Here is a 23,506-nt window from a genome sequence, read left to right on the forward strand (position 1 = left end):
CCACCCGTACTATCGAATCCGCCCAATCATGTTGACGATGTATATCTTGAGTTGCCAAGTGAGACCTTCCGAATTAGGGGTGTTGCCGTTTGGGGGGCTATGACTCTTTTTTTGTTCTCTCTCATTCCTCCCTTCACTTGGATTACCCTTTTTATAACAACTGGAACTGTGCCTTCTTTTGTATTTAACTTCTTTGGCCTCATCGCGTTTATCGTGCCTCTATGGGTATGCGTATTCTTCTGGCGAATGGACGTAGAAGCCCCCCGCGACGAACCCATCCGCTTCAACCGCGCCCGACGCAAAGTCTACGTCTACCGCTTCCATCGTGACGGGTTAAGACCCTTCAGCCGCACCGCCTGGGGTGTGCGCGTCGACGTTTTTGACTGGGATGATCTGCGCGCCGAGGCCTGTAGCATCTACGGCCCCATAGGCAGTGGCGGACTCATCGAAACCGTCACCCTTGCTGTGGTGAAACCTGGCACCCATCAGGTCATAGATCGCTTTCATTTCGCCCATGAAATTCAACAAGGGGAAATGTACTGGGCCATGGCCCAACTGTTCATGCAGCAGGGCCCGCAAGCCCTGCCCACCTTCACCAGACCACCGCGCGACTGGAACAACGAAGACGTGCGCTTCAATCTCGCCCGCCGCCTCGCTCCCAAAGTGCGGTGGCCTGCGGAAATAGACTTGGAATCACGCACCGCTCCCTGAATACGGACCCGCCGCGATAGGGCACATGCCCCTTTGGCTACCTGCCAGCGCCCCCCGCAAGCTCAAAGCTGCAAGCAGCACTCACAAAGAACCGGAACTGCCCATCATGCTTTTTACAGCACCTTTACTCGACAAACCCGCGCCTGGCTGGAAGCACGACTTGCCGGCGCCAAACGAATCGCCGTCCACAGAACCGTATCCGCTCGTACTGTCGAATCCACCCAACCATGTTGATGGCGTGTATCTAGAATTGGCGCGGGCCACGATGAGAGTTCGCGGCGTCGGTGTTTGGTTAACTCCTTTTATTTGCTTGTTATCCCTCGGCTTTCCGGCCACGTTGGTTGCTTTTGCAATCAAAGATAATAACGCACCGCCCGCCTCTCTCGTTTTAGTCGCCCTCTTGGGATTCATTACAGCTTCATGGCTAGGCACTTATTTCTGGCGAATGGACACCCAAGCGCCGCGTGACGAACCCATCCGCTTCAACCGCGCCCGACGCAAAGTCTACGTCTACCGCTTCCACCACGACGGCCTCAGACCCTTCAGCCGCACCGCATGGGGCGTTCGGGCCGATGTCTATGACTGGGATGACCTGCGCGCCGAGGCCTGTAGCATCTACGGCCCCATGGGCAGTGGCGGCCTCATCGAAACCGTCACCCTTGCTGTGGTGAAACCTGGCACCCATCAGGTAATAGATCGCTTTCATTTCGCCAATGAAATTCAACAGGGCGAAATGTACTGGGCCATGGCCCAACTGTTCATGCAGCAGGGCCCGCAAGCCCTGCCCACCTTCACCAGACCACCGCGCGACTGGAACAACGAAGACGTGCGCTTCAATCTCGCCCGCCGCCTCGCCCCGAAAGTGCAATGGCCTGCAGAAATTGATCTGCAATCAAGGACGGCGCCGTAATGGGCTTTGCCCGCCCCTTGCCCTTACACCCTCCTAGGCCATCAACTCCACCACCCAATCAATAAAAACCCGCAACTTCAAACTGACATGCCGGTTCGGCGGGTACGCCAGATAAAGCGGCATCGATTCAAGCTGCCAGCCTTCAAACAACTGCACCAACTCGCCCCGCGCCACATGCGCATCAGACATATACGTCGGCAACCACAACACCCCCATGCCCGCCAGCCCCGCCGCTAGATAAGCATTGCCGTCATCCACCGCTAGCACATGCTGGCCCTTGATCTGCAGGCGCTCGGAACCGTTGTGCAACGTGTACGGAAGAGGTTTACCAGTGCGAGCCCAGAGAAAAGCGACGACGCGGTGATGTGAGTCTTGCAGTTCCAGCGGGTGCTCAGGCGTCCCTTCGCGGGCCAGATAAGCCGGCGCGGCGAAAACACCCAAGGGCAGATCAGCGATTTTGCGCGCCATCAACGATTGATCGAGCAGCTCGCCGCCGCGCACCACGCAATCGACGTTCTCATCGATGATGTCGACGATGCGGTCGCTGACACCCATGTCGATCTGGATGTCCGGGTAGCGCGCGTGAAAATCCGGCAAGGCTGGCACCAGAATGTGCCGCGCGAACGGGCTCGGCACGTCGATGCGCAAACGCCCGCGCGGCCGTGCTGCGGCGCCCGGCAGGCTGGTTTCGGCGTCATCCATGTCGGCCAACAGCTTGACCACCCGCTCGTAATACGCCGCACCGTCGGCGGTAACGTTGACCTTGCGTGTGGTGCGGTTGAGCAGCTTGACCCGCAGCCGCGCCTCCAGTTGCTGCACCAGTTGCGTCACCGTGGTCTTGCTCATGTGCAAGGTTTCGGCAGCCTTGGTGAAACTGCCCGCCTCGACCACCCGGGCAAAGGCCTGCATCGCATCGAACCGGTCCATCCGCGCCCCTCGATTGTTTGGGATTTGCAAACAGTGAACGCCAAGCTTGCGCGTTTATCCGCGCACTGCAAATACCTAAAGTCGTTTCCATCAACCCACTGATGGAGTCAGCCCCATGTCCAAGCGCGATGTAGTTTTCCCGCCTGCCCGCCACGCCCTGTATGAGCGTCACCGCTACTCACCGGCGATTCGCTCAAACGGTTTCCTGTTTGTCTCCGGCCAGGTCGGCAGTCGCGAGGACGGTTCACCGGAGGCGGATTTGCCCGGTCAGGTGCGCACCGCCTTCAACAACCTCAACGCGATCCTCGCTGCGGCCGGTTGCAGCTTCGATGATGCGGTGGATGTCACCGTGTTCATGGTCGATCCGCACTCGACGTTCGAAACGATCTGGAGTGTGGTGCCGGAGTTCTGGGGCGAAGCGCCGTTTCCGACCATCACCGCTGTCGGCGTGACCTGGCTGGCAGGTTTCGATTTCGAGATCAAGGTGATTGCCAGACTGCCCGAGGCGGCTTGACCGCAACCGTACACAAACAGACACACCGCGCCGGCACGGAGGCTGGCCAATCTCCTCGCGAATGCGTATAACCTCGCCGTTTCGTCTACCCTGACGTGGCGCGCCGTTGACTACCGGTGGCCCTTCGAATGTTGACGCTTACGAAACGGAGAATTCTATGTTCAAGCGTACCCTCGCCCTCACCGCCGGCCTGGCGTTGTCCTTTTCTGCTCTGATGACGCAAGCCGCTGATGTTCTGCGCGTCAGCGCGATTCCCGACGAAGCCCCGACTGAGCTGCTGCGCAAGTTCGAACCGCTGGGTGCCTATCTTGAGCAGCAGTTGGGCATGAAGGTGCAATTTGTCCCCGTCGCCGACTACCCGGCGGTGGTTGAAGCGCTGGCCACCGATCGCCTCGATATGGCCTGGCTCGGCGGTTTCACTTTTGTGCAGGCACGTTTGAAGACCGACGCCACCACGCCAGTGATCCCGCTGGTGCAGCGCGAGCAGGACGCGCAGTTCACCAGCAAATTCATCACCGCCGACCCGAACGTGAAAAGCCTCGCCGACCTCAAGGGCAAGACCTTCGCCTTTGGTTCGGTGTCGTCCACCTCGGGCAGCCTGATGCCGCGTTACTTCATGCTGAAGAACGACGGCATCAAGCCTGAAGGCTATTTCAGCCGCGTCGCCTACTCCGGCGCGCATGACGCCACCGTTGCCTGGGTGCAGGCCGGCAAGGTCGATGCCGGGGTGTTGAATGCCAGCGTCTGGCAGAAACTGGTCGACGCCGGCAAGGTCGACACCAGCAAAGTCAAAGTCTTCGCCACCACCCCGACCTACTTCGATTACAACTGGACCGTGCGCGGCACCCTTGATCCGAAGCTGGCGGCGAAAATCAAGAAAGCCTTCCTCGACCTCGACCCGGCCAATCCTGAGCAGAAGAAGATTCTTGATCTGCAGGCGGCCAGTCGCTTCATCGAAACCAAGCCTGAAAACTACAAGGGCATCGAGGAAGCCGCCCGCGCCGCCGAACTGCTGAAATGACCCTACGCCTCACCCAGGGCAGCCTGCGCCACGCCAATGGCGTCGCTGCCCTTCGCAACATCGACGTGCAGATTGGCGCTGGCGAACAGGTGGCGATCATCGGCCCGTCCGGCGCGGGCAAGTCGAGCCTGCTCAATCTGCTGGCCACCGCGCTCAAGCCCAGCAGTGGCGACATCGAAGTGCTCGGCGAACGCGCCTGGCACTTGTCGGCGCGCCAGCGCCAGCGCCTGCGTGCGCGCATCGGTCTGGTGCATCAGGCGCCGCCGATTCCACCGCGTCAGCGGGTCATTACGGCGGTGCTGGCCGGCAAGCTCGGTCAGTGGAGTCTGGGCAAAAGTCTGCTGAACCTGCTGCATCCGCTGGATGTGGCTGGCGCTCGTGCGGCGTTGGCGCGGCTGGACTTGGGCGACAAACTGTTCGCCCATTGCCAGCAATTGTCCGGCGGGCAATTGCAGCGCGTCGGCATTGCGCGGGTGCTGTATCAGGCGCCGGAAATATTGCTCGCCGACGAGCCAGTGTCAGCGATGGACCCGGTCCTCGCCGGCCACACGCTGTCGATCCTTTCGCGCCATGCTCGCGAGCACAACGTCACGCTGGTGGCGAGCCTGCACGCGGTGGACCTGGCGCTGGCGCACTTTCCACGGATCATTGGCTTGCGCGACGGGCAGATTCTTTTTGATTGCCCATCCGATCAAGTCAGCCGCGACAAGCTCGATGCGCTGTACGCCAATGAACAACTGCAATCGCCAGCGCCTGCGGTCGCGCCTTTGATTGTGCAGATTCCGCGATGCTGAAGGCCGATTCACGGGACCCGGCGGCGTGGCCGCGATTGTTGCTGACGCTGCTGGCGCTGGCTTTGCTGTGGCCGGGCATTCAGCTCAGCGAGCTGGACCTTGGTGTGCTGTTTCAGGCCGATAGCCAGAACGAAATGGGCCGTTTCGTTTCGGCATTCTGGCCACCCGCGCATGATCAAGCGTTCCTGCAACTGCTGCTCAAAGCCACCCTGCAAACCCTGGCGATTGCCACAGCGGGCATGGCCCTGGCCCTGCTGCTGGCGGTGCCGGCAAGCCTGATCGCCAGTCGCGCGCTGTCGCTCTCGGCGGCGTCCCGGGGCGGCGTGCCGAGCCTGCCCGGGCGTTTGCTGCGCTGGCCGGTGCGTGGCTTGCTGATCTTTCTGCGCAGCGTGCCGGAGATCGTCTGGGCGCTGTTGTTCGTGCGCGCGGTCGGCCTCGGGCCGGCGGCGGGCGTGTTGGCCATCGCCATCACCTACAGCGGCATGCTCGGCAAGGTTTACGCGGAGATATTTGAGTCCACCGACCAGCGCCCGGCGCACGCATTGTTGCAGGCCGGCAGCGGTCGACTGGCGGCGTTTGCTTACGGCACGCTGCCGAATGTCGCCGCCGAATTGCTCTCCTACACCGTCTACCGCTGGGAGTGCGCGATCCGTGCCTCGGTGGTGATGGGCTTTGTCGGTGCCGGTGGTCTGGGGCAACAGATCGACCTGTCGATCCGCATGTTCGCCGGCGGTGAAGTCGCCAGCATGTTGCTGACGTTCCTGCTGCTGGTGCTGTGCGCCGATCAACTCAGCCGCTTGCTGCGCTGGAGGCTGACATGAGGCGCTTGATCAACCTGCTGCTGCTCGCCGCCATTGCGGTCGCGGTGGTCGCCTCTTTTGCCTATCTGGAACTGGATCTTGCCGAACTCGGCAGCGCCAACAGCCTCAAGCAGATGGGCAGTTATGTGCAGCGTTTTCTCAGTCCCGACTTGAGCGCCGGGTATCTGAAAGCTATCGCTCACGGTTCGCTGGAAACTCTCGCTATGTCAGGCCTCGGCACCCTGCTCGCGGCGCTGTTCGGCATTGTTCTCGCGCTGCCCGCCGCCGGGCGTTTCGGCTGGCCGCTGCAAAGTGCGGCGCGCCTGCTGCTCAACGGCTTGCGGGCGATTCCAGAGCTGGTCTGGGCGGCGCTGATGGTGCTTGCCGCCGGTCTCGGACCGAACGCCGGCACCCTCGCCCTCGCTCTGCACACCACCGGCGTACTCGGTCGGCTGTTCGCCGAAGCGCTGGAAAACACCCCGCCGCAACCCGCCGAAGCGATTCGCTTGCAGGGCGGCAATCCGATCCTCGCTTTTTGCTACGGCACCCTGCCTAACCTCGCCCCGCAACTGCTCGCCTACTGCCTGTATCGCTGGGAAAACAACATCCGCATGGCCAGCGTGCTCGGTTTCGTCGGCGCCGGCGGCCTGGGCCAGATGCTGTATGTCAGCCTCAGCCTGTTCCAGGAAGCCCAGGCCAGTACGGTGATTCTGGCGATGCTGTTGCTGGTGTTTCTGGTCGATTGGTTGAGCGCCTGGAGCCGGCAGCGTTGGGTCAAAGCGTAGGCCGAGTGGATATCTGGCAAAAGCTGATTATGCTTCAGGAAACCTTGCAGCCCTGCGAGGCGGTCAGACTGTGCAAGCTTCACGCGACAGCGATGGCGACAGATGCCGACGGGCCAGAGTGCGACAGGCAGTAACGGGGGACTCCGGCCTACAACAATAAGCACGACGGAGAACACCCATGGCCACAATCGACACAGCATCCACCGGCACGCCACCGCGCAGCGGCGGCATCACCAAGGAGGAGCGCAAGGTCATCTTCGCCTCCTCGCTGGGCACGGTTTTCGAGTGGTACGACTTTTACCTCTACGGCTCACTGGCGGCGATCATCGCCAAGCACTTCTTCGCCGGCGTCAACGAAACCACCGCGTTCATCTTTGCCCTGCTGGCCTTTGCCGCCGGGTTTGCGGTGCGGCCGTTCGGCGCCATCGTCTTCGGGCGCCTGGGTGACATGATCGGGCGCAAGCACACGTTTCTGATCACCATCGTGATCATGGGCGTGTCGACGGCAATCGTCGGTTTGCTGCCGGGCTACGCCACTATCGGCGTCGCTGCCCCGGTGATTCTGATCACCCTGCGTCTGCTCCAAGGTCTGGCGCTGGGTGGTGAATACGGCGGCGCGGCAACCTACGTAGCGGAGCACGCACCACGCAACCGGCGTGGCTTTTTCACTTCGTGGATTCAAACCACCGCCACCCTCGGTCTGTTCATGTCGTTGCTGGTGATTCTCGCCTGTCGCACGGCGCTGGGTAACGAGGCGTTCGAAGCGTGGGGCTGGCGGATTCCGTTTCTGCTGTCGATCATTCTGCTGGCCGTGTCGGTGTACATTCGCCTGCAACTGAGCGAGTCGCCGGTATTTCAGAAAATGAAGGACGAAGGCAAGGCCTCGAAAGCGCCGCTGACTGAATCCTTTGCGCGCTGGGACAATCTCAAAGTGGTGATCATGTCGCTGCTCGGCGGCACCGCCGGGCAAGCAGTGGTCTGGTACACCGGGCAGTTCTATGCGCTGTTCTTCCTGTTGCAAACATTGAAGATTGACGCGCAGACCGCCAACCTGCTGATCGCCGGATCGCTACTGATCGGCACACCGTTCTTCGTGATTTTCGGCAGCCTGTCCGATCGCATCGGGCGCAAGCCGATCATCATGGCCGGCTGCATCCTAGCGGCGCTGACCTACTTCCCGATCTTTACTGCGCTGACCCAGTACGGCAATCCGGACGTGTTCGTCGCCCAGGAAAAAAATCCGGTCAAGGTGATCGCCAATCCTGATCAGTGCTCGTTCCAGTTCGATCCGGTGGGCAAGGCCAGATTCACCAGTTCCTGTGACTTGGCGAAAACGTTGCTGGCGAAACGCGCGATCCCTTATGAGAACGTTGCCGCCGAACCGAACACCGTCGCGCAGGTGCGCATCGGTGACCGCGTTGTCGAGAGCTTCGAAGGCAGCGCCCTCACCGCCGCCGACTTCAAGGCCCGCAACGACGCCTTCACCGCCAACCTCGGCGCGGCGTTGAAGGACGCCGGTTACCCAGAAAAAGCCGATCCGGCGAAAATCAATTACCCAATGATGCTGCTCCTGCTGACCGTGCTGGTGATCTACGTGACCATGGTTTATGGCCCGATCGCCGCGTGGCTGGTCGAACTGTTCCCGACGCGGATCCGCTACACCTCGATGTCGCTGCCCTACCACATCGGTAACGGTTGGTTCGGCGGCTTCCTGCCGACCGTGGCGTTCGCCATGGTCGCCGCCACCGGTGACATCTACTACGGGCTCTGGTACCCGATCGTGATTGCAGTGGCGACGGCGATACTCGGCACGTTCTTCCTGCCGGAAACCAAGGATCGCGACATTCTCAAGGACTGAAACAACCACTGTGCCCTCTCCTGCGGGAGAGGGCCTTGGCCCGAAAAATTTCGAACGTCTGCCGCAGCGCTGTCTCCAATATGTACACCCACTGGAGGCCAGCACCATGAATACCAACGACGACAAAACTCCCAACGCCCCACCCACCGATGCCAGCGGCAAACCGGTGAACGTGGTCGAGCGCGATCTGCAAGACCGCGACGGCAAAACCGAAGGCGTGGACAAAATCATCACGCCGTCTTCCACTCGGGTCAAAGAGCAGGAAGCTGAAGAGCTACAGCGCAAAGTCGATGAGATCGAGCGTAAGGTTGCAGACGGTAACTGAGTGCAGCGTGGCTGTGGCCGCGGCTTTGAGCGGCGGCTGTCAGCCCGATGACCAAAAGCTGATTTCCTACAGAATTGAACTACACAGCTGATCGACTTCACGTGCATCACAAGCGAAGCGTCTGACAGATTTGCCTCGTCTGTTTGCGGATGATGTCTTCCTCGTCCCGCCAGTGACGACAACGAGCCACATCCCCCTTAGACTGCTTCACATTGATCATGGAGGTCATGATGAGCGCTGAACTTTCACTTATCGTTTCAGACTTCGAAACCGAAGAAGAGGCTGCGAGCTATGACCTTTGGTATCGGGCCAAAGTACAAGCTGCACTTGATGATCCGCGACCTGGAATCCCTCACGATGAGGCAATGGTGATTCTGGCCCAAAAGATAGAAGAGAGACGCAAAAATCGACGCGCTGCCGGTTAGATGGAGCGATCAGGCTCTCGACGATCTGGCTGACATTACTGGATACATTGAGCAATTCAACCTTCGCGCTTCAGCATCGCTGCTTCGCAAAGTTGGAGCGGCTGCGCAGACGCTTTCTTCAGTTCCACATGGTTTTCGCTTCGGCCGGATACCGGGCACTCGCGAAATGGTGATTCATCCGAACTATCTGCTGGTCTATCGGGTGAATGGCCAGATCCGAATACTGACGGTAATTCATGCCCGAAAGAAATATCCCTGACCTTTCAACCCAAAAAAAGGCGGCCAACCGGCCGCCCAAACGTACTGCACGAGAGTCCTCTACAACGTCAGCTGCCCACGCTCCTCCTCGGTCAGCTGCTGCTTCGCCTGTTCATCCAATGCCCCGGCGCCGAGTACCTGCACCGGGCTGTCCGGGTTGTAACCGGTCGCCGGCGTGCGACTGGCACCATCGCGCGACGGCGCCAGTTGCTCGTTGCCGAAACTGAGCACCTGCACGGTGAACACCGAGGCCTGGTTCTGCCGCGCCGCTGCCTGTTGCTGCCGGGCGACGTCTTCCGCCGCTTGCGTAGCGGAAGATGCCGCCGAACTGGCCGAGGTGATTGCGCCGGTATTCACCGCCGACACCACCGGCACGCCGGTTGCCTTGCCCTGTACCGAAATATTCGCGGCGTTGACCACCGTCAGCGCGGCGATGTTGACGTTGCCTGACACGCGAATACCCGCCTCGCCGGCGTCGATGGTGCCCAGTGGCGCAATCAGGTCGATGTTGCCCGGCGCCACTTCGGCGATCGGGTTGAGCGTGGCGATACCGGCGCCGGTACTCGGCACCGATGGCGACAGCGTGACGTTGCCCCAAGTGTCGTAGACACGTTTTGGCGGGGTGTAGACCACGGTGGTTTTCGAGCCGCGACCGGCGTTGATATCGCCCTCGGCCGACCAGCCGAGAATCGAGCCGCCGAAGGTAGTCATGATCCGGCTCTGGCCGAGCAGAATGCTGCCTTGCGAGTACAACTGAATGTCGCCCGAGCCTTGGGTGATGATCCCCGCCGTCGACGGCGGCGCTGCGCCTTCGATGCCGAACACCTGACCACCGCCCGGCGTGAGCATCTGGATATCGCCGCCAAACAGCGTCTTGACCCCGGCGCCGCCGTACATCGTGATATCGCCGTCGTAGCGAATCGGATTGCCGGCGACATCAGTGGTCGGGAACAGCGCCGCAATGGCGTTGCGACCGCGCAGGTAACTGCCTGTGCGCGGACCACTGGCATCGGTGTATTCCAGGCCACCGGCACGCAATTCGGCGAAGTACACCTGGCGGGCGAAGATCGCCTGTTCGGTACTCGGCAGTGCGGCGAAGAACGCTTGCGCCTGTTCGTCGCTACCCTTGAAGCCATAACCCAGGCTCAGCCAGCTCTGCAGTTCTTCGCCGTAGGTCTTGACCACTTTGCCCGGCTGCGCGCTGAGGGCCACCGCTGAATCCGCTACGTTTTGCGGGTTCAGATAACGCGCAATGAACCGTGAGTAATCCGGCCCCTGCGCGCCCGCACCCGCTTGCATCACGATGCTCGCACCGGGGCGCTGATCACCTGCCACGACAGGGCCGAGGCTGGTGATGCTGGCGCGATCTTCCATCAGGATATTGCGCCCGGCATTGACGTCCAGAACACCCGGGCCGGCAATGTCGAAGCTGCTGTAGAGAATGTCTCGCCCGGCCGAAATCCGCGAAATGTCGCGCGCATCGTTATGCACGAACAGATTGCCGGTAGACGCGATCTGTTCGTTATTGCGACTCATGCCCCCAACGGGCGCAAACGTGGGTTGCCCCAAATTGGTACCGGACGCCACGATGTCACGCCCCGCCACCATCCACACCGGGCCTGCCGATTCATACCAGGTGCGCTTCGTGGTCGCGAACGCCAGCGTTTCGCCCGTGCGAATACCCACCAGGTCACCGGTCAGTGCATAGAAGCGCGCCGGCCCCTGAACACTGCTCAACCCCGAGTAGCTATCGGGACCAAAGGCAAACAGTGGATAGCGCGAATTGGTTTGCGCCAGCACACCATCGCTGCCGGCGTTGGTCGTGATCGGCCGAGCGGACTGGTTGTTGCCGTAGCCATTGAATGCGGGTGCAAACGGTGTGGCGAGCGCCGCCGGGCTGGCCCCTGACTGGTTGATGGCGTAGCCGCCGGCATAGATCGAATCCCCAGCGATCAGTTCAAGCTGCCCCGCGCTGGAAGGTGCCAACAGCAATGACCAGGCCAGAGCCGGCGCCGGGTTGCCTATGCCGTAGGCCGCTGATGGTCCCGCATAAATCGAACCCTGGCCGGCCACGGCACGCAATATCGAAGGAAAGACGAAGCGGTCATCGGTCGGTGACCCGTTAAGCCCGGCGACGGGGTCCTGCCCGGTGGTTTCCATCAACTGGGTGCTGGGCGTCAGGTTGCCGCCGGCCGAGAACAAATCGATGGCCGTGTGATCGGTCCACAGCGAGAAACCAGTCAAACCGCCACCGGCATGGTAAATGCCATCCGCCGTGGTAAACGGTGTGGAGTTCTGCAATCGCACGCGGCCGGGATCGGCGGCGGCGCCCAAGACCAGATCGCCGCGGGTGTTGAGGCGCATGCCGGAGTCACCGGGAATCAGCACCAGCCCACCACTGGCATTACTGGCCGTCGAGTTGAACGGGTCGAAGGCGCGCGTTTCCCGTGGGTCATGAAACAGCGCCGAGGCGCCGTACTGCAGATTGATACCGCCCAACGCGGCGCCCGTCAGTTGCGCCGCACCGCGCAGGTTGATGAGCGCGCCCTGCAAGTCGTGCGTCGGCGTGCCGGTACCCGCCAGGCCGGCACGTGCCTGCAGAGACGGATTAAGGACACCGCCCAGACGAATATCCAGGTCTCCGCCACCGGTCAGTTGCAGGTTCCCGTCACTGTCCACGCGGCCCGTACTGCCGACAGCCACGATCAACCCCTGACTGCGAGGGTACGACGCATACCTGTCGTCGCCCATGGCCTTGAGCATGCCGGCATCCCCGCCAGCGCTCAGACTGATGTTGCCGCCGCCCAGCGTACCGAACCCGGTAAAGCCCACCAGATAAGGTCTGGTTTCCTCGCCCAGCGCTGGCAATGGCTGCGCAGCGTAGCTGCCGAAATTGATCCACCAGGCAGTCGGTACATCGTTGTTGCCGGTACCCTGGCGCCAGAGCCAATTGCCCACCGCCACACTCGGCACCTGCTCCCGCGTACCGTCGCCCGTGGCGACCGAGCGACGGCCGAGCACGTCACCGGACACAGACCCGCCGGCATTGATCGTCAGGTTACCGCCCATCTGCGGATACCAGGCCTGATAGAGGCTGGCACTGCCGCCATCGACCCATTTTTCGTAATCGCTGCCAGCGCTGCCCAATACCGAGCCATCAGCCGACAGCCTTCCGCGGGGCTGGTTATAACGCGCGTCGACGTCTGCCGATTGGGTGCCGGCGGTGTAGACGCCGAAAGGTGAGGCCATGCTCAGGTTACCGGCCGCCATCAAGTCCAGGTCGCCAGTGCCAGTACGCAAAACGCTGAACATCTGCGTGTGGGCCTGGGCGCTCTTGCTCGGATTGTTTTCAATGCACAGTGCCGGGTCGATGGAGCACCAGAACAATTCGTCATCGTTCATCGGTGTGTAATCCGGCATGCCCATCCAGTTGCCAGGCGCCCACACACTGCGCGCCATGGGCGCGCAAGAACCGGGAGCGATATCACAGAGCACAAGGTATTCCTCGGGAACAGGTTCGTACGGTGTAAAGCCATACTCGTTATCTACCGCCCAGACCAGTTTGCCGGCCACCTCGATCATGTTCACACCATAGTGAGTGTCGGCCATCTGCAAGTTGCCGACGCTGGCCTGAGGTTTCACGCTACGGCTGTCGGCCGCGGTCAGATCGGCCCCTGCCACCATGCGCATCGACCACGACGCACTGCCCGCCGGCAGCATGCTGGCGATCGCCCAGTTACGACCTTGCTGGTTGCCATTGGCAGGACGCAGGTCGAGGAATACCGTGCCATCGGCGAGCTTCACGTTAGTCATGGAGGGGATCAGCGAACCCCGCAACAGCGCCAACGTTCCGTTCAACACAACACCCACCGTTTTATTGTCGGCGTCAACCGCACCCGGCAGCGGCACGCCTTTGGGCCAGAGCAGGGCCTGCAGTGCGGTGGCGTTGTTCAAGCGGATACCTGCACCCAAACGACTGCCGGTCGGCAGGGTCACAGCGTTGTCGAGCAACGTACCGGCGGCATACATCAGGTTACCCGTCGCGTCATGCACATCGCCGGCCAGCACCGTTCCACCCTGTAACACGTAAGGTGCGGCCAAAGTGCTCTGAACCGGCAACACCGTGCCCGCAGCCAGTGTGGCGGCTTGAATCGGCAGGTCGTAATTCAAGGTGGCGCCTACCGGAAAGAGCGTCCCTTCGGCAAGGCTGACACCACTGCCCGGTACGATCAGGTCACCGCCGAAAGGCTGTATCCCCGGCAACAGTTTCCAGCCAGCGTCGTCCACGGTTTCCGGCGGCGGTGCGAAACCGTCGTTGATGCTGCCGTAGATATCGAGGTTGCCACCGGCACGGATCAACAGGCTGCCCGCTTCCCCGCTGCCATACACCGAGGTCCGGCGAGTGTGCGGGTTGAGGCTGGCGTAACGGTAGCCGGACAAGTCGAGATCGCCCTGCACCACCAGATCGCCGTCAGCGGTTTTGCTGACGATTTCCACCCCCGGGCGCAGATGAAACGCATCGGCATAGGTCGCATTGTTGAGGCCGGCCAGTTTGCGTTGTAGCAGATCACTGTTACCCAGCGCCGCATCGATAAAGCCGCTGCTGTCTGAGTGAATGCGATCCAGGTAGGCTTGATCGATCACTTGATACGGGCGACCGCTGGCCGCCGGATCGGTGCCATCGGCAGCATCACTGTAACTTCGCACGGCATTCAGCCCGATGGAGCGCGCACCTTGAATACTCAACGTACCGCTGGCATCCACCGCAATGTCACCGCCGCCCAGGCGCGGTGCATTCAGTTCCAGCGTCCCACGCAACACGTCATCGCGTTGTCCCGCCTGGTTTCCAGGCACTGCATCGGTGCCGTGACGCAGATCAATCCGTGCACCAGCGGCCAGCGTCAGCACGCCGTCACCTGAATTGAGTTCAACCATGGCGCGGTTCGGTGCGTCGATGATTTTGCCGTAGCTGTCGACGCGCAGTACGCGGCCATGGGCATCGAGCAGCGCGTTGCCCGTCAGGTTCAAACCGTTTTTGCCGGCAAGGCGAATGCTGCCGACCCGTTCACCACTGGCATCGATCACCCCGTCCACGGTCAGGTTGCCGTTGTCCACCGAGACATTGACTTCGCCCGCTTTGAGTTCGTTACCGATACGCAGATTGCCCTGCTTGAACTGGAAGCTTCGACTGCCCACTCCCCCGCCGGCATTCAAGCGCAGGTTAAGGCTGGCAAAGGCCTGGCTCAAATCACCCGCCAGGCGCTGGGCGCGAATGTCCACGCCGCCGGCCTTGTACGGCACCCACGTACCGCCCGCGTCGTAATAGCCACTGCTGCTGCCGACAATCTGCCCTTGCAGCTCAACCTGTCCAGCGTCAGTGGCCACGGCCACAACGCTCAATTGGCCGGCCTGATTGTTGACGGCGGACAGATCGATTCGCGAGCCCGCCAACTGACGAATATTGCCGTTGTTGCTCTGCAACGACACGTCGCCGCCCCAGCTGTATTTCTGCACATCATTGAACGGCAGAACCCGGCCCGCCATGTCCACCTGCGCGCCGCTGCCAAGCAGCAGATCATCCTCGGCATTGACCAGCAGCTTGCCGCTGGCGAGGACGATGCGACTGTCGAGCACAACACTGCGTGCCGTCAGGCTCAGTTGCGCACCGAGGGCATCCGCGGCAGCCGTTGTGGCGCTACCACTCAGCGTCAGGTTGTTGCCCGCCTTGAGTTCACTGACCGATGCGGCCTCGCCGGTCAGCAATGGCGTGCGCAGATTGAGATTGCCGCCGCTGTAGCTGAACCCCTTGACCGCGTCATAAGCTCCTTGGGATTCGTACACCGCCAGACTGCCCTTGTGGTTGGCGGTGATGCGCTCGCTGGCGTTGAAGTTGACGTTGGCAAACCCCAGGGCCAGTCGGTCATTGCGATCCAGGCCATTGGGCTGCGGGTTCGGGCCATAACCCAATTCGATCCGCTGCGCCTGAATATCCAGCGTGCCGTGCCCGTTGCCGGCGCCGTCCTTGACCACCGTACCCGGGGCCTGAGTCGCCCCGTTCCAGATCAGATTGCGGGTGCGGATCGTCGCGACATCGGTGGCAGCGCCCGAGCCGTAGATAGCCGGGCTACCCAACACCAGATTCTGCAAACGGCTCTGGCCGGTCTGCGGATCAATGGTGTCGAGGGTCACGCTGCCGAAAAAGTTGAACGCATCGCGGGCCACCAGACTCAGGGTTTCCAGGGCGGGGGCGCCAGATTGCGTGTCGCCCTGCAACAGGCGATCCAGCACGTTCTGGTTAAGCGTCAGGCCCGCGGGTGTGCGGCCGCTGGCTGCGGCCAGTGCTTGCGGACTGCCGGCATTGACCACACCGACCGAAAGCCCGAGTTGGCGAGTGCCAAAGCGCACGCTTTCGCCCAGTTCGAAGTCTTTGTCAGTGGCGGCGATGATGCTGCCGTTGGAGTACAGCAACGCCGCAGCGGTGCAATCGGCCGTCGGACAGTTGCCGATACGAATGCTTCCGCCCCCGCCATCGGTGGGCGCAAGCACCGGCGTCCAGCCGTTGGACACCACCAGCAGGCTGGAGCGCCCCGGCTCGTAGACGAAACCGGCTGCGGCATCATACGGAACGTTACCTCGCCCCAAGGTATTGACGCCCGCTCCCGCATCGATGGTGATGCCGCCATTGGCGCTGTTACTGCTCAGCACAACCTCTGGCGCCGAGAGGATCGCGCCCTCGCGCAGACGAATCGCCGAGGTATTGCCGATCACCTTGATCGAGCCGCCCTCCGAACCGTAATACACGGTTGGGGTGCCACCGATGGTCAAACGTCCGGCATTCAAGCGGTTGAGGGTGTCGGCGTACAGCGATACACCGTCGAACCCTGGCATTCGCGTATGCCCGGCACCGAGAATTTCAAACTCTGCGCCGGTATAACCGCCCTGAACGACCGCCGTACCAATGACCCCGCCGCTGGCAGGTTTGAACAGCACCTGCCCGTTGAAATCCAGGGCTGAGTCGTGCTCGCCGCCACTGACCATGCGCAGGTGCAGCGTGTTGCCGTCCAGCGGTGTGCGGGCGCGCGGCAGACCGCGGCGGGCAGCATCATTGAGCACAAATTGGCTGAACCCGGTTTCGTTGTACTGTGAATAGCGCCGCAGCACATCGGCAGACGTCACGATGACCTGGCTGGGCAAACTGTCGCGAATCCCGGTGTTGGCAATCGACAGCTGTCCGGCCGTGGTCCACGAGCCATTGCGCAACTTCAACGCACTGTCCATCGGCCCCGCAATCGCTTGACCATTGATTTCGACCCGGAAGGCGCCCGGTAACAAGGCAAAGGTCGATGGCAACAAGGTGTAGGTGCCGGGCGCCAGTCCGGCAACGCCGGTCCCGAGGGTGATCTGCTGGCCGATACGCGGGTCGACCGCGCCGGCCTCGGCCAGCATCGGCGCATAGCGGCTCTGGTCACCGGCCACGATTGCATACACGGGGTTATTGGCCAGCCCCGGCAAACTGAAGGTGCCATCGGTGGCATTGCGTACCAGCGGATTGAAACGCGCATCGGTGGAGCCACCTCGTCCGGAGACAAAACCGGCACCGCGCAAATCGCCGCCGCCCGAAAGGTCGATCACCGCCCCGGCCTGCACATTGGTGTATTGCGCATCAAGGATGACCCCGGAGGTCGCTCCGGCAATGCCATTCAACACTACCGACTTGCCGTTGTACCGATAGTCGATACCGTCGGTGGTTCCTCCATAGGGCATGACCAGTCCGGCGGCGCTGACTGAAGTCACGCTGCCCGGCAGAAGGTGAAGTTCACGGGTTTTGACGATGATGTCATCACCCAGGGATATCAGCCCCAAAGGCGCACGAATGACGCCGCCCTGCTCGATCTGTCCCGCACTGAGTGTCAGGCTGCCGAACACCGAGTAAGGCAAAGCGGTCGGCGCCGCCCCGTGATTGCCGATACGCAACGTATGCTCCGGCACCGATCCGGCCATACTTTGATAGCCCACTCGCACCTCAGCCGAGACGCCACTGGCCGGGTAGATCTGCGCAGCCCGCATGTGCATGTCACCCGCAGTCCACAGACGGCTGCGCTGCTGTTCATCGGTTGGCGCGAGGAAGCGCAAGTCGCCCTGGCTGTCGAGCGTGACCAGACCAAAGCCACGGCGGCTGACCGCCAGCGCCGGTGCGGCCGATTGCACGAGAGTCCCTTCGGTGCCGAATGAAAGCGAGTTGCCCACGTCCAGCAGGTTCGCGCTGGCGGTGAATTGCGCGCCGGACAACTGCGCTGTCGGATTGCTCATCACCCGCGGACGCACTTTGACTTCCGAGCTGAAATAGGTGCCCAGCCCTGACAGGCGCAGGTAAGGTGCGCTGAGGTTGACCCGGGCGCTGTCACTCGCCGACTCGGCCAATGAAAGGGAACCGGCGAACAGGCTCAGGCCCTGTCCCACGTGCAGGTCGACATCGCCGTCGAACGTCATCAGACCGTTGCTCAGCAGACTCACGCTGTCGAAGCCACCGCTCATAAGCTGATCGGCACTCAAGCGTGTACGCCCGTAGCGTAAAAGTGGCGAAGCCTCTCCCGCTCGCAGCGGCTGCGGCAGTGCCGGCGCAGGCCCTTGGGCAATGATCAGTTCACGTGGCACGCGCACCGCATTGCTCAAGTTCGCGGAACCGTACGCCGGTGTATCCAGAGCGATCTCCAGACGCCCGCCCGCCGCACCCGCACCGCCAGCATTGGCCTGCAGACTGCCCTCGATGAACAGACCATTGTAGGAACTCAGGGTGATCCGTCCGCCATCGGTGGCCACACGAGCGGGGCCTTGCCCACCGCTATCGAGCACGGCTTGCGCACCGGACGCTTCCAGTCGCGCACCGTTGCGGATGATGACGAAAGCATCGGCAGCGGTCGCCGTGACTTTCTTCACATCAATCTCGCCACCGACAATGATCGAGCCACCCTTGCCAACCTGGCCGTAGACGCGGCCCAGCGCATCGACAGCGGTCGCTGCCCGACCGGCGACATCGATCAAGGCATGTTCACCGATCCAGATCGAACGGTTGTGCGGGGTCGGATCGGCCTCTTGCAAGGACGTCGCCACATCAATCGCGCCGAACTGCTGTTGACGGATATCGACAACACCGCCCCAGGCGTTGAGTTCACCATCAAGCGTGATCTGGCCTGCCCCGCGCAAACCGATGCGCTGGCCGGGATCGACACTGATCCGTGAGCCTTCGCCAATCGACAACGGACTGCTGGCGGGATCAATCAAGCCAGCAAGCGTCGCGCCGGCTTGCAATGCGACAGAAGCGCCGGCCCTTTGCGTCAAGACGCCCTTGAGCGGGTCTTCCTGAAATAGCGCGGGCGTCCATAGCTCCAGCGCAGCGCGCGGCGACATACCGGACACAATGGTCGAGGCGGATTCGCCAAATCGATAGGCCGGCATCTGCACATCGATCGCGCTTTGCGCGGCGACCTCCAGCCCCTTCAGACCGATGATGTTGTAGGCGCTGAACCCCGTGCGGAACAGCTCCGGCGTCAGGCGCAAGGTCTGTTCTTCGGACACTTCGCCGGAAACGCCGATCCGCACCTTGCTGGCCTGCACGGTCAAGGTGCCGCCGCCGTTCACGCCATAGCCCTGCACCTCGCCATCGAGCACCATGCGCGACAGGCCCGGCGCACTGTTGGCGCTGGATTCAAGCGTCACGTCGCCACCCTTGCCGCCACGCGTCTTGCCGTTGGCCAATACCGCACCGCCCGACGAAACATCGACCAGACTGCCACTGGCCAGCAGAATGTCGCCGGAACTGCGGATCGACACCGTCCCGCCATTGAGGTACGCCAGGCCGCCCGCGTCGTCCGGGTTACTCGACAGGTTGCTCCACAGACCGCGTGTCTGCAGCTGCACACCCTGCGCAACCGTCACTCGCGCTTGCTTGCCTGCTGAAACCTGCAGACTGGTGTCATCACGCCGATCGGTGGCGAGCTGGTTCAAAACGTTGCCCAATTGCAGGCTGCCGCCTTGCGCAATCAGATCGGCATTGACCTGCACGTCAGGGCTGAACAGGGTGATGTTGCCACCGTGATCCACCGTCACGCCTTCATTGACTTCAATCGTGTTTTTCGCCGAGATCTTCAGCGCGCCCAGCGCGAAACCATTGAGCAGACCGGCATCGAGGAACAGTTTGCCTGCGCGTTCTGCCGCGACCGCGTCGGTCAGCCCTGCGTTCGCTACGCTGGCATGCGCGCCCCCCACTTGCACCTGATCGAGCAACGGGTCGAGTTGATAGAGCAGGCCGGCACTGGCAGCGACATAAGCAGCATCGTAACTGCCAACCACCAACTGCCCTCGCCGCGCCCGGGCGGTCTGGGTCTGGGCGTAGCCGTCCAGACCTGCCCGCGGTGCCTGGATTTGCCGTTCGCCCTGAAACACCTCACCCAACAGCTGGCCTTCCAGCACGGCGTTGCCCGTGGCGATCACCAACTGGCCGGCATCCCGGCCAACGGTGTACCCCGCTTCCTGGCGACGCGTCGGCGCGATCAGCGGGCTATAGAAATAATCCGTCTGGCCCCAGCGCTCGCTGTGACTTTCGTAACCTTTGTAAAGACCGTTGTAGAGAATATCGCCCGGCGCACGCGACACTTCGTATAACCGCCCGTCCGCACCGCGCAGCCAGCTCTGGCGAATCTCGCCGCCCTGCACATCAAGCGTGCCGCCGGACACATTGATCAGCGAACCTTTTTCGCTGATCACGTCCTTTCCGGAAAACCGCACCTCACCGCCTTGCGCCATCCATTCACCAACGCCATGGCCCTGAGTGCCTAGGTATCCGCCGACCTCCAACAACCCACCGGCGGTGTACCAGCGGTCGGTGGCGTAACCGTTGGTGCCCGCCGGCACGAATACCAGCTCACGGACATCGACCCAGATGTCGTTACTGTTGAGCGCGCCGTTCTCGCGATTGACCGGCGCATCACGCTGCTCGTTGCCCTGGACGTTGATCTTGATGTTGTTGTTTGCCATCGCCACTTTGACGCCGAGGGCGCCGGACACGTCGATCACCGCCCACTCGCGCAATAGACTGCGTTGTCCGGCGGCAACTGCCACCTGCCCACCGGTGGCAAGGGTGATCGAGCCGCTTTTGAATTCGACGGTGCCGCCGCTGCCGATGTCGATGCGTGACTGATCGCTGCGGATCCGGTTGTTGGCATTGACGCCGGTCAGCGCCGCCTCGCGCTGGCTGTCCAGGGCCGTGAGATCACTGCTGTCGAGCAGAATCGCACTGACGCCATTTTCGCCCAGGGTCACACGGCCTTGGGCATCGCTGGCCGGATTGAGCAGATGCACGGTGCCGCGCGTCGCCACCGAAGTGCTCGCCAGCAGCACACCGTTTTGCACAACGTCGCGGCCGGTCAGGGTGATGTCGCCGGTGGATGCCTGGATCAGGCCGGTGTTGCTGACCTTGCCCGAGCTGTCAGCCTTGAAACCGGGAATGACCTCACTGCCGAAAGTGGTTGAATAACCATTACCGTCGGTGCCCGAGCCCTTGCGGATATGGAAACGGTCCCCCGCACCCAGCACCGTCTGACCTTTGGCCGTACTGATCGAGCCGTCGTTCTGCACGTCCTGGCCAAGCAGCAAAGTATAGCCGCCGGCGTCGGTGGAGAGCGCAGGTTGATGCGTTTGTATGGCTGCGCCACGCTCCACCAGGACTTTGCCAGCAGCGTCGGTAAAGGTTGGCTGACTGCCGGTGCTGTCGAAATACAGACCCCGATCGCGAAATTGTGCATCGGTCATGTTCGCGGCTGCCGCTACCAGATTTCGCACATTGACCTGGCTGCCACCGCTGAAGACGATGCCGTTGCGGTTGATCAGCATCACCGTGCCGTCCGCTTTGATCTGCCCCTGAATCTGGCTGGCCCGTGCGCTCGGATCGTTGACGCGATTGAGCACCGCCCAGTTGGCCTGCTGGGCAAATTCCACTGTGGTATTGCGGCCGACGTTGAACGTTTCCCAATTGAGAATCGCCTTGTCTGCGGTCTGCTCGATCTTCACCGTGGTCTTGCCGTCCGCCTGGGTTTGTTGCGGGCCTTTGGCGTTCATCCAGCCCTGGCTCAGGCTGTTATCGATCTTCAGGCCGCCCTCGCCCAATCCGTCCGGAACCACTTGCACACTGCCCAACGCGGCGGCACGTCCAGCGGCTTGTGCGGCCTGCTGAGCGGCAATCGCTGCCACGGTGTTATTGAGTGTCTGCAAAGAGCGCTGCAACTGCTGGCTGGCCCGTTGCTGCTGTGCCAGCGGTGGGGTCATCCCCGGCAGACCGCTACCACCCGGACGCGACGCCGAAGCCTGCTGCGCTGCGCCCTTCGCGGCAAACCAGGTGGAACTGAACGCTGTCGCCGCCTCGGCACTGCCCGCCACCAGACACAAGGCGACGGCTTGCGCCAATGGCTTGAGGAGCCACTGTGCGGGATCGCCCGCGCCACGTTTGATCGGCCGGATACGGGTACTGTGACGGGAGGTGCGAGCAAGCATCACTACAGGTCCTTTTGGGTGGCAGGTCGGATCAGCCCTGCTGTTACGACATAGGCAGTTGGCGAGCCTCACGACCGAACGGATGTCACACAAACTTCATGTTCGAGGAGTAAATCGGCAAAAAAAAACAGCAGCCCGAAGGCTGCTGCCGTTTCATTGCAGTTGAGACAAGGCTTACAAAGGACGACCAATGCCGTTGCAGGCGTTGGCGTTGTTGATGTCCAGGTTATTGCCCGAGGTGTTGGTGATGAAGTTGGCGGTCACAGCGGTTTTCCAGTTGTTGGGAACCGGCGTGAAGCTGTGGGCGACGGTGGCGACGTTGTTGCCCGGGTTGCTGTAGTGGGTGGTCAGGAAGTTGCGCACGGCGGTGGCCACGGCTGCATCTTTGTAGCACTGGCCGAAGATGAAGTTGGTGTAAGCCACAATCGGGTAACCGCTTGCCGGGTTAGGCACGACCGGGGCCCAGCCAGCCGGGTTGGCAGGTGCGCTTGGCACCGGTGCAGTGCTCAGCGCCAGCGTCACGTTGGCGTTGGTTGGCTGGACGCCATTGACGCGGGCAACCACAGCGTTGCTTGTGGCGTTCACGCCGTCCGGACCCACATAGCCGATCGAACCGTCCACGGCATTCACCGCAGTGGCCACATCAGCGGTGTTGGCTACGCCGACCCAAGTCGATGGCAGCGCGGAACCGGCCGGCAGACGAGCGTTGGTGAAGGTGGAGTTGACGGCGAATTTGCCTGGGCAAACGGCGTTCAGGTGGCGACTGAGGATTTCAGTGGTGCCACTGGACACGCTGCGGTAAACCACACGGATCGGCGTGCTGTCGGCGTTACCCAGCAGAGCGCCCCAAGTGGTGGCGGTGCCCGACAGCGCATCGCACAGTTGAGCGCTGGTCAGGTTAAGCGCGGTCTGACCGGATTTTTTGTACGGAATGGCAACCGAAGTGGCCACCGATGGCAGCTGGATCAACGGGCCGTACGAAGCACCGAAGTTGCTGGTGTAGGTGCTGAGTTCCGAAGCGCTGAGGATCGAGTCGCTAGCGGCGAAGTGCACGGTGCCGGTGGTGCTGAACTGGGCAGCGTTGTTGGTCAGGAAAGCGCTTTTGCCGACGCCGCTACCGGTCACGGCGTAGCTGAAGTTGGCGGGCAGGATGCTGTTGGCAGAACCTTTGTACAGCGCGGCAGGCAGCGAGGCGCCACCACCGGTTACGGCCATGGCCTGGGCGGAAGCCAGAGCGGCGACGGTCAGTGAGGCGGCGATCAGAGTGCGCTTGAACATGAAGAATCTCCTTTTCAACTTGGTTGGGAACACAGGTTTCGGAAGGCTTGCATGACACCGGGAGGGTCCACCGCAGTGGAGCCGCAGGGAGAAATTCGCAGCTTCCGGTGACAGATAAAGGAAAAAACCTCGGGAGCTGCGGGGGGATTTTTGTGGGGAATTCTCGGGTGTTTGCGGTGGGTTGCGGCGCGTCTGGATCGCGGGTTTGGCTGAATCGGGCTGGAGCCGTTGGTGGGTGGTTGCAGATGACAGAATGGAGAACCCGAGGATGGCGGGATCGGGACTCGGGTGAGGGTCAGGTCGGTGCAAAATATTTGAGTTTTGTGTTGTCGGGACTGGCGCTTTCGCGAGCAG

14 protein-coding genes are annotated in these 23,506 nt (G+C 61.9%); 11 read left to right on the forward strand and 3 right to left on the reverse strand.

Annotated elements, in window-relative coordinates:
* Positions 1 to 99: 99 nt before the first annotated feature.
* Both OC605_RS11475 and OC605_RS11480 read left to right on the forward strand, forming a co-directional pair.
* The gene (locus tag OC605_RS11475; RefSeq protein WP_262137177.1) at positions 100 to 711 is read left to right on the forward strand and encodes a DUF6708 domain-containing protein; all 612 of its coding nucleotides are present in this window, start codon (positions 100 to 102) and stop codon (positions 709 to 711) included.
* 25 nt (positions 712 to 736) lie between these two features.
* Positions 737 to 1,621, forward strand: coding sequence for a DUF6708 domain-containing protein (locus OC605_RS11480; RefSeq protein ID WP_262137178.1), 885 nt, complete (start codon positions 737 to 739; stop codon positions 1,619 to 1,621).
* A 33-nt stretch (positions 1,622 to 1,654) separates the two neighbouring features.
* On the opposite strand, the gene OC605_RS11485 is transcribed toward OC605_RS11480, so the two are convergent.
* Positions 1,655 to 2,548 (reverse strand): LysR family transcriptional regulator, encoded by an 894-nt coding sequence (locus tag OC605_RS11485; RefSeq protein WP_262137180.1) that lies wholly within the window; start codon positions 2,546 to 2,548, stop codon positions 1,655 to 1,657.
* 115 nt (positions 2,549 to 2,663) lie between these two features.
* Here OC605_RS11485 and OC605_RS11490 point away from each other — a divergent pair, with 115 nt between their 5' ends.
* The 9 genes from OC605_RS11490 (at position 2,664) to OC605_RS11530 (ending at position 9,329) form a co-directional block, all read left to right on the forward strand.
* Positions 2,664 to 3,062 carry a RidA family protein gene (locus OC605_RS11490; protein WP_073476714.1) on the forward strand — a complete coding sequence of 133 codons (399 nt, stop codon included), beginning with the start codon at positions 2,664 to 2,666 and terminating at the stop codon, positions 3,060 to 3,062.
* 157 nt (positions 3,063 to 3,219) lie between these two features.
* A complete protein-coding gene (locus OC605_RS11495) occupies positions 3,220 to 4,083 on the forward strand; it encodes a putative selenate ABC transporter substrate-binding protein (RefSeq protein WP_125918615.1) in 864 nt (287 codons plus the stop codon).
* Positions 4,080 to 4,877, forward strand: a complete 798-nt coding sequence (locus tag OC605_RS11500; protein ID WP_110645436.1) for a phosphonate ABC transporter ATP-binding protein — start codon at positions 4,080 to 4,082, stop codon at positions 4,875 to 4,877. Before OC605_RS11495 ends, OC605_RS11500 begins: the two co-directional genes overlap by 4 nt.
* On the forward strand, positions 4,871 to 5,698 hold the full coding sequence (locus OC605_RS11505) for a PhnE/PtxC family ABC transporter permease (RefSeq protein WP_024013147.1): 828 nt from the start codon (positions 4,871 to 4,873) through the stop codon (positions 5,696 to 5,698). The genes OC605_RS11500 and OC605_RS11505 overlap by 7 nt, the downstream gene beginning before the upstream one ends.
* Complete coding sequence (gene phnE / locus OC605_RS11510; RefSeq protein ID WP_130901569.1) at positions 5,695 to 6,462, forward strand: phosphonate ABC transporter, permease protein PhnE; 768 nt, start codon at positions 5,695 to 5,697, stop codon at positions 6,460 to 6,462. Before OC605_RS11505 ends, phnE begins: the two co-directional genes overlap by 4 nt.
* A gap of 178 nt (positions 6,463 to 6,640) precedes the next feature.
* A complete protein-coding gene (locus OC605_RS11515) occupies positions 6,641 to 8,320 on the forward strand; it encodes an MFS transporter (RefSeq protein WP_038861763.1) in 1,680 nt (559 codons plus the stop codon).
* 106 nt (positions 8,321 to 8,426) lie between these two features.
* A complete protein-coding gene (locus OC605_RS11520) occupies positions 8,427 to 8,645 on the forward strand; it encodes a hypothetical protein (RefSeq protein ID WP_130911900.1) in 219 nt (72 codons plus the stop codon).
* 230 nt (positions 8,646 to 8,875) lie between these two features.
* Positions 8,876 to 9,070: a stability determinant gene (locus OC605_RS11525; RefSeq protein ID WP_186569711.1), complete on the forward strand. Its 195-nt coding sequence runs from the start codon at positions 8,876 to 8,878 to the stop codon at positions 9,068 to 9,070.
* A gap of 46 nt (positions 9,071 to 9,116) precedes the next feature.
* On the forward strand, positions 9,117 to 9,329 hold the full coding sequence (locus OC605_RS11530; protein ID WP_262137240.1) for a type II toxin-antitoxin system RelE/ParE family toxin: 213 nt from the start codon (positions 9,117 to 9,119) through the stop codon (positions 9,327 to 9,329).
* Between the two features lie 59 nt (positions 9,330 to 9,388).
* On the opposite strand, the gene OC605_RS11535 is transcribed toward OC605_RS11530, so the two are convergent.
* Positions 9,389 to 21,874 (reverse strand): filamentous haemagglutinin family protein, encoded by a 12,486-nt coding sequence (locus OC605_RS11535; protein ID WP_262137186.1) that lies wholly within the window; start codon positions 21,872 to 21,874, stop codon positions 9,389 to 9,391.
* A 174-nt stretch (positions 21,875 to 22,048) separates the two neighbouring features.
* The gene (locus OC605_RS11540; protein WP_024013152.1) at positions 22,049 to 23,152 is read right to left on the reverse strand and encodes a substrate-binding domain-containing protein; all 1,104 of its coding nucleotides are present in this window, start codon (positions 23,150 to 23,152) and stop codon (positions 22,049 to 22,051) included.
* Between the last annotated feature and the right edge of the window lie 354 nt (positions 23,153 to 23,506).

It is taken from the genome of Pseudomonas sp. Marseille-Q5117 (genome assembly GCF_946901175.1).
GTDB classification, from domain to species: Bacteria; Pseudomonadota; Gammaproteobacteria; order Pseudomonadales; family Pseudomonadaceae; genus Aquipseudomonas; species Aquipseudomonas iranensis.

What these genes read in the sequence shown, in the direction of transcription:
- OC605_RS11500 (WP_110645436.1), top strand. Translation starts at nt 4,080, where the DNA reads ATGACCCTACGCCTCACCCAGGGCAGCCTGCGCCACGCCAATGGCGTC.
- OC605_RS11490 (WP_073476714.1), top strand. Translation starts at nt 2,664, where the DNA reads ATGTCCAAGCGCGATGTAGTTTTCCCGCCTGCCCGCCACGCCCTGTAT.
- OC605_RS11535 (WP_262137186.1), bottom strand. Translation starts at nt 21,874, where the DNA reads ATGCTTGCTCGCACCTCCCGTCACAGTACCCGTATCCGGCCGATCAAA.
- phnE (WP_130901569.1), top strand. Translation starts at nt 5,695, where the DNA reads ATGAGGCGCTTGATCAACCTGCTGCTGCTCGCCGCCATTGCGGTCGCG.
- OC605_RS11520 (WP_130911900.1), top strand. Translation starts at nt 8,427, where the DNA reads ATGAATACCAACGACGACAAAACTCCCAACGCCCCACCCACCGATGCC.
- OC605_RS11515 (WP_038861763.1), top strand. Translation starts at nt 6,641, where the DNA reads ATGGCCACAATCGACACAGCATCCACCGGCACGCCACCGCGCAGCGGC.
- OC605_RS11485 (WP_262137180.1), bottom strand. Translation starts at nt 2,548, where the DNA reads ATGGACCGGTTCGATGCGATGCAGGCCTTTGCCCGGGTGGTCGAGGCG.
- OC605_RS11480 (WP_262137178.1), top strand. Translation starts at nt 737, where the DNA reads ATGCCCCTTTGGCTACCTGCCAGCGCCCCCCGCAAGCTCAAAGCTGCA.
- OC605_RS11525 (WP_186569711.1), top strand. Translation starts at nt 8,876, where the DNA reads ATGAGCGCTGAACTTTCACTTATCGTTTCAGACTTCGAAACCGAAGAA.
- OC605_RS11505 (WP_024013147.1), top strand. Translation starts at nt 4,871, where the DNA reads ATGCTGAAGGCCGATTCACGGGACCCGGCGGCGTGGCCGCGATTGTTG.
- OC605_RS11495 (WP_125918615.1), top strand. Translation starts at nt 3,220, where the DNA reads ATGTTCAAGCGTACCCTCGCCCTCACCGCCGGCCTGGCGTTGTCCTTT.
- OC605_RS11475 (WP_262137177.1), top strand. Translation starts at nt 100, where the DNA reads ATGACTCTTTTTTTGTTCTCTCTCATTCCTCCCTTCACTTGGATTACC.
- OC605_RS11540 (WP_024013152.1), bottom strand. Translation starts at nt 23,152, where the DNA reads ATGTTCAAGCGCACTCTGATCGCCGCCTCACTGACCGTCGCCGCTCTG.